Origin of the sequence: Aquabacterium sp., from assembly GCF_036279675.1 — a bacterium.
GTDB lineage: Bacteria > Pseudomonadota > Gammaproteobacteria > Burkholderiales > Burkholderiaceae_C > Aquabacterium.
On record NZ_DASUIS010000050.1, the window covers coordinates 1 to 6985 of the forward strand.

4 protein-coding genes are annotated in these 6985 nt (G+C 63.6%); 1 reads left to right on the forward strand and 3 read right to left on the reverse strand.

Annotated features, from left to right (window positions below; translation table 11 throughout):
* The 3 genes from VFW93_RS05590 to VFW93_RS05600 form a co-directional block, all read right to left on the reverse strand.
* Window positions 1-2664 (reverse strand): hypothetical protein (locus tag VFW93_RS05590; RefSeq protein WP_329693002.1); only part of this gene is annotated, 2664 nt, incomplete at its 3' end.
* On the reverse strand, window positions 2661-4601 hold the full coding sequence (locus VFW93_RS05595) for an autotransporter assembly complex protein TamA (protein WP_329693003.1): 1941 nt from the start codon (window positions 4599-4601) through the stop codon (window positions 2661-2663). The genes VFW93_RS05595 and VFW93_RS05590, both read right to left, overlap by 4 nt.
* A complete protein-coding gene (locus tag VFW93_RS05600; protein WP_329693004.1) occupies window positions 4602-5774 on the reverse strand; it encodes a VWA domain-containing protein in 1173 nt (390 codons plus the stop codon).
* Between the two features lie 118 nt (window positions 5775-5892).
* On the opposite strand from VFW93_RS05600, the gene VFW93_RS05605 reads away from it, so the two are divergent.
* The coding region (locus VFW93_RS05605; protein ID WP_329693005.1) for a GGDEF domain-containing protein at window positions 5893-6985 on the forward strand (1093 nt) is incomplete at its 3' end.

Here is a 6985-nt window from a genome sequence, read left to right on the forward strand (position 1 = left end):
CACCCAGGGCTGGCGGGCGCTGTGGTGCAGATCGACCCGGCCATGGAGCAACAGGTCCCCGCCCCATCCCGCCTGTGGTTGCCAGGACGTCAGCAAGGCAGGCAGATTCAAGGGATCCAGTTCGAGCGAGGCCTCGACCTCACCGACCGGGTCGCTGGCGGCAGACAAGGCCTGCCAGTTCAGCTTCTTCAGATGCATGTCTGCCCCCATCACCGTCAGGGCCGTGGGCTCCACACGCAAGGAGCGCCCGTCCGGGGCATCCCGCCAGACCAGGCCAAAGGGCTGCGCCTGCAGCAGGCTGCGAGGCTTGTTGCCCGTCAGATTGACGAGCAGTTCGTTGACTCGCCCCTGCCAGCTCATGGCCTGCGCCTGCCAGCCACCCTGTACGGCAGCAGCGACATGGAAATGGGACGTCTTGCCACCGTTTTGCGGCTTGTGACTCAGGTCCGCCGTGAGTTGCGACTCGTGCTGACGCACACTGCCCCTGACGTGCCACTGCGCCTGTTCCAGCAACACATGGGCGGTCTGCCATTGCGCCAGATCGAGCTGCAGACGCACTGGTGCATCCGCCGATTGGCCGTCCACTGCCCAACTGGCTTGACCTGATGCCAGCCCCATCTGAGCGCCATTGGCCATGACCCACTGCAGGCGCGACACCGACAACTGCCCATCCGTCTTCAATTGGGGCCACACACCATGCCCCTTGAAGGCACCATCGACCACGCCGGACACCTGACGAGCACCGATCAACGGCGCCACAGCCTGCAGGCTCTGGAGCGCGGGGGCGTGCACGGTGCCTTGCCAGCTGGCCTCTTGCGACCATTGCAGCCGGCCATCGCTGCCCATGCGCCACGGCACGTCAGCGTGGGCCTGCACCTGGTTGCCTCCTGCGTTCAGATCCAGCGCCAGCGACATGCGCTGCGGTACCTGAGGCGAACGCCACTGGGCCTGCCCGAACAAGGACACGCCCGCCAACTGGCTGGGCTGCAGCCCCAGATCGAGTCGCCCGCGCCAGTTGGCGTCCAGCGCCACGTCCAGCTCGCCGGTCAACTGATTACGCCCAGTCATGCCCGCGGGCCACGGCAGCCACATCTGGGGATCAAAGTCCTTCACCTTCAGGTGGCCCTTGACGGACCATGCAGGGGCCGGTGCGGGCGCCCCCCACCGCAACACCGCCTCACTGAGATCGGCCTGTGAAGCCTGAGACTGCAGCCGCAGTGCAGCCACCTCGAACTGACCGGGCGCATAGCGCCCCTCCATGGCCAGGCTGACGGGCACATCCCCCTGCGTGCGCCCCTTCTTGCCCGATATCGCGGGCCGTGCCGAGAAGCTGGGTCCGAAAAGCCCATTCACGTTCAAGTCCACCGCCGAGCGCAACTGTGCCCAGCCTGATGCGGGCGCCTTGGCCACACTGGCCCAGTCCGGCTTGAGCTGCAGCCCCCCTTGCAGCTGCAAGGCAGGCGCCAGACCGTACAGGGCCTGTGGCTCCACACCTCGCCATTGGGACTTCAGCACACGCTGGCCACCCCAGCCACCCGACACCGTCAGATCGCCCGGGGCATGACCGGCCACAGAAGGCAACTGCGCCACCAGCTCCAGCTCGCCCTGTCGCCAGGCATGGGTCAGATCCTGGGCAGCGTGTACATCAGGCAGCAGGAGCTGCCCTTTCAGGGCTCGCAGGGGCAGACGCTGATCGTCCCAGGCACCAGCTTGCTCGTTGCGCAGGTCCAGCCGAGCCTGAAGCGCCTTGCGCGCAGTCGGCGCCAGACTCACCTGCCCATGCAGCAGCGTACCCGGCAGGCCCGGATGCAGATCGGCCAGATTCAGGTTCTTCACCGAAGCGGTCAGGCGCGACACCGGCCAGGCGGCAAAAGGCAGCACCTCGCCATCCAGTGTCAGGCTTTGAGTTGAACGGTCCTCTTGTTGAAGGCTCAGTTTTGCCTGCACAAGCAGCTGGGCCAGCGGACCTTGCGCATGCAACACGGCCTCGCCCTGCACCTTTGGCTCGGTGCCCCCCTCCTGGGCGGGCGCGGCGTTCTGGGTGGCCTGCAAGTCCGCCCTCAGCGGCAGCCCCTGATTCACACCCAGTTGCGCCACACCTTTGAACGACCAGTTCAACCAGTTCAGATGCGCGAGCTGGACTTGATGCACCGCAGGCACCTGGCCACCCTGTTGCGCGGCCACGGCCGCATCCAGCGCTTGCAGTGGTGTGCCATCACCCCACAGGCTGCTGTGCGCCGACGCCACCAGCACGCGCTTGACGTGCAAGGAAAACGGCAGACTCAGGTCCTGTGGCGCCTTCAATGGCGTGACCACGGGATCCGGCACCCATACCAGCTCCAGCTTGCGCGCCTTGATCTGCGCCACGTCCAGGCCGAACCACCATGAGGCCTTGAGATCGGGCTTGATGCTCAGTTGCTGCCACGATGGCTCCATCAAGGTCAGGCGCCCGGATCTGGGCAAGCTGATGTCGATGCGTGTCGCCTGGAAATCACCCAGCAAGGCGCCCTGCGGCCCCGACACCTTGATGCCGGGCACCAACGGCAGCAGATGCGATGTGGCCGCCTCGTTGTGCGCCAGCGCCCACACTGCACCGATCAACACGCCCGCCGCTGCCAGCAGGACCAGCAAGGCGCGCAGCAGTTTGCCCAGCAGGCCGATCACAGGCTGATCCCCACGCTGAAGTGCATGCGCCAGCGCTGCACCTCGTTGCCATAGGCCAGATCCAGTCGCAAGGGCCCGACCGGGCTGCGCCAGCGAATGCCCGCGCCATAACCGACTTTGGGCTGCAGATCGCCAAACCGGTTGGCTGCATCACCGGCATCGATGAACAAGGCCCCCCACAGGCTGGGCATCTTGCTCGACAAGGGGTGCGCCAGCTCCAGGCTGCCGGCGCTCATGGAGCGGCCGCCCACCACCACCCCTTCATTGAGCACCCCCAGCGACCGGTAGGCATAGCCTCTGACCGAGTCATCACCACCTGCGCGGAACAACAAGGTGTCCGGCACGCTGACGGCATCGCGGGCAAAGACCTGGCCGACCTCGGCTCGCGCCGTTGCATACCAGTGCGACCACAGCGGCAGATAGCCCGTCACGCGGGCATAGGCGCGACCAAAATAGCCTGGCTCGTTCAATGCCGAATAAGAGCGACCACCCGTCAGTTGCGCCAGGCTGGTCGAGCCCTTGGTCGGCAGAATCTGGCTGTCCACATCTCGAAAGATCCATTGCGATGTGCCGCTCACAGCCGAGGCGTTGGACACCACCAGCCCTTCCGACGAGCGCACTTCGGCACGCTGGAACTCCAGATAGTCCGTGCGCTCAAGCCGCTCGCCTTCACGCAACAGACCGACGCGCAGATACTGGCTCGTGGTGACGGCATCGTTGTCATCAAGCAGGTACGAGCCCTGTGCCGAGATCAGCCCTCTTCTCCGGCCAGGCCAGGGGTGCGAGGTCAGATCCAGTTGACCGGTAGATTCCTTGCGGCCGATCTGCACCTTGGCCTTGCTCTGCCAGTCCAGCCCGAAGATGTTGCGATGCACATGCTCACCCGACACGCGCGGGCCTGTATCGCTGCTGATGCCGACGCCGGTGGTGGCCGTCTGCATCGGCAATTCGTGCAACTGAACCAGTACGGGCGCCGCCTGTGCCTGCGTCGGGTCCAGATCCGTCGTCACGAACACGTTGTCGAACATATTGAGCTTCTGGATGCGCTCCTGCCAGTCCAGCAACTGCTTTTCGCTGTACGGATCACCCTTGTGGAACGGGGCCAGGTTGATCACGGCTGAAGCGGGCTGCCGGTTCAATCCCTCCACCTTGATGTCACCAAAGGCCACGGCCGTACCGGAATCGGCCACCAGGAAGATCTTGGCCTGGCGTGTCTGCGCGTCCACCGTGACAGACGTACCGCTCCAGCTGGCCAGGGGGTAGCCTTCGGCACGCATGCGCGCCAGTGCGCCATTCTTGGCCGCCGACCAGTCCGCCTGCCTGAAGACCTGCCCCTCCGGCAAGGCCCAATTGCGCTCCAGCCGGTCCAGCAGCGCCTGCGCCAGGGGATCGCTGTTGCCCAGTCGGGTGTCCAGATCGCCTTCAAACACGAACTGAACCTTGCTCACCACAGTCTGGGGCCCTGGGTCTACTTCCATGCTGACCACCACCGGTTGACCTTCGACCTCGTCGCTGACCCGGGTCACGATGTGGGCGTTGAAATAGCCTTCAGCCTCGAGCAAGGCTCTGGCCTGGTCCGGTGCGGACACCACCAGCCGACGCAACTCGCTGCGCCGGATACCCAGGCTCTGGTCCTTGCTGGACTCCTCCTGGAAGCGGGCCAGATCAAGGTAGTTGCGCAACAGTTTGTCCAGCGGACTGGGGGCATCGATTTGCAGACGCCACACCACCGGCTTGGCACGATCGGCGCGAGGGGCCTCGCCGGGCTGCGCAGGCGCTGGCACGTTGGCGGCGGGCTCGTTGTCCAGGGAAGCCGGATCCGGCTCAGATTGGGCCCAGGCACCGTCCAGCCACAAGGCAGGCAGGACCAGGCCCAGCAGGCAGGCTGCCCTGATACCGCGCCTGCCCCTGTTGCCCTTGGGCTTGCATCCCGTCATTTATTTGCTGAGCAGTCGCATGGCCCCTTCCAGGCCTTGCAAGGTCATGGGGAACATCCGGCCGCCCATCAACTGCTGCATGATGGAAACGCTCTGCCGATAGTTCCACACACCTTGCGGCTCCGGATTGATCCACACGAAATTGGGGAAGGCATGCGTCAGGCGAGAGATCCACTCGGCGCCGGGCTCTTCGTTGTTGTACTCCACGCTGCCGCCGGACTGCAGGATCTCATAGGGGCTCATGGTGGCATCCCCCACAAAGATCAGCTTGTAGTCCTTGTTGTACTTGCGGATGATGTCCCACGTGGGGATCTTCTCGGTGTAGCGGCGGTGGTTGTTGCGCCACATGAAGTCGTACACGCAGTTGTGGAAGTAATAGAACTCCAGGTGCTTGAACTCCGACTTGGCGGCAGAGAACATTTCCTCCACACGGTGGATGTGGTCGTCCATGGTGCCGCCCACGTCCATGAGCAACAACACTTTCACGGCGTTGTGCCGCTCCGGGATCATCTTGATATCCAGCATGCCTGCATTGGCTGCCGTTGCATGTATGGTGTTATCCAGATCCAGTTCCTCGGCCGCGCCCTGCCGCGCAAATTTACGTAAACGCCTCAATGCCACCTTGATATTGCGGGTCCCAAGCTCCACCGTATCGTCGTAATCCTTGAATTCGCGCTTGTCCCAGACCTTGACAGCACTGCGGTTGCGAGAACGATCCTGGCCCACGCGGTAACCCTCAGGGTTATACCCATATGCACCGAAAGGTGATGTCCCGCCGGTCCCGATCCACTTGTTGCCGCCTTCGTGTCGTTCCTTCTGCTCTTCCATCAATTCCTTGAAGCGGTCCATGAGCTTGTCCCAACCCATGGCTTCGATCCTGGCCTTCTCTTCCGGCGTCAATTCGCGCTCGAAATGCTTGCGCAGCCACTCCAGAGGGATGTCCTTGGAGAAGTCGATGGCGTCGCTGCCCCCCCTGAAATAGGCGGAAAACGCCCGGTCAAATTTATCGAAATGCGCTTCATTCTTCACCAATGTCATCTTGGCTAGGTGATAAAACTCATCCACAGACGGCCCGATCACGTCATTCTTGATGGCATCCAGCAAGCTGAGGTACTCCGGAATGGTTACCGGCAGCCGAGCAGAGCGCAAAGCGAAGAAGAAATCGATGAGCATAGAGATGGTCCTGCGAATCAAACTGTATTTTGGCCCCTGGCGGCCGAAAACGTCAGATCAGGGTCTGTTTCCTTGCAGGACTTTTGTTTTGTAACCGGCACACGAACACGCAGTAAACATGGACGCCCGCCATTTGTTGTTGGCCTTTATCCTGCTCACGCATTGTCTGACGACGACGATGTGGTGGGTGGCGGGCTCATGGCTGGGGCTTTCACGCAAGGCGGCACGCCACTGGCTGCTGGCCAGCCTGGCCAACGGCATGGCGCTGGCACTGCCGCTGCTGCCGGAATTCGGCAGCGAAACGGTTCGCATCGCCCTGGCTGGGTCCCTGGTGGTGCTGGGTGCCACCTCGCTGCGACGTGGCCTGCAATTTTTCCTGAAACTGCGCCTGACCGACGTCATGCACACCGTTGTGGCCGTTGGCATCGCCATCGTCAACGTCACGGTGTGTCTCCGCCTGGGGTTGCACACAGCTGGTGTGGTGATCAGCAGCCTGGCCATGTGCCTGGTGCTGGGCCGAACGGCCAAGGAAACCTTCACCCCTCTGCGCACCGAATTCAACGTGGTCACGGCGTGGATGCACTCCGGCATGCTCAGCCTGGCGGTCACCGCTTTCGCCATGGTGGCCATCACCGGCATGACGCCCTCGGTCCACTGGCCGTGGCTGGATTGGTCAAGTGCCGTATCAGAGTTCATCTTCGTGTTCGCCAGCGTGGCGATGTCGATTCTGGCCAGCTTCGTGCTGGGCTACATCGTGGTGATGCGACTGGTTCGCCGGCTGGAGCACCTGTCTCACCACGACGCCCTGACCGGCCTGCTCAACCGCCGTGCCATCGAATACCTGCTGGACCGCGAAGACCAGCGGCTGCAGCGTTTCGGTGACCCCTATACGGTGCTGCTGGTCGACATCGACCACTTCAAGCGCATCAACGACCGCCTGGGCCATGCCGCAGGCGACGCCGTGCTGTGCGCGGTATCACGCACCTTGCAGGCGCAGGCCCGCGAGGTGGACCGTGTGGCGCGTTATGGCGGCGAAGAGTTCTGCATCCTGCTGCCGCACACGCTGCACGATGGTGCGCTGCAAGCGGCCGAGCGCCTGCGCGAGGCCGTGTGCCTGATCAACATCCCCTGGGGTGACGAGCACATCTCGGTGAGCATCAGCACGGGCCTGGCCTGCGCGGGCGAGCCCGGCGAAACGCTGCAGGCTCTGC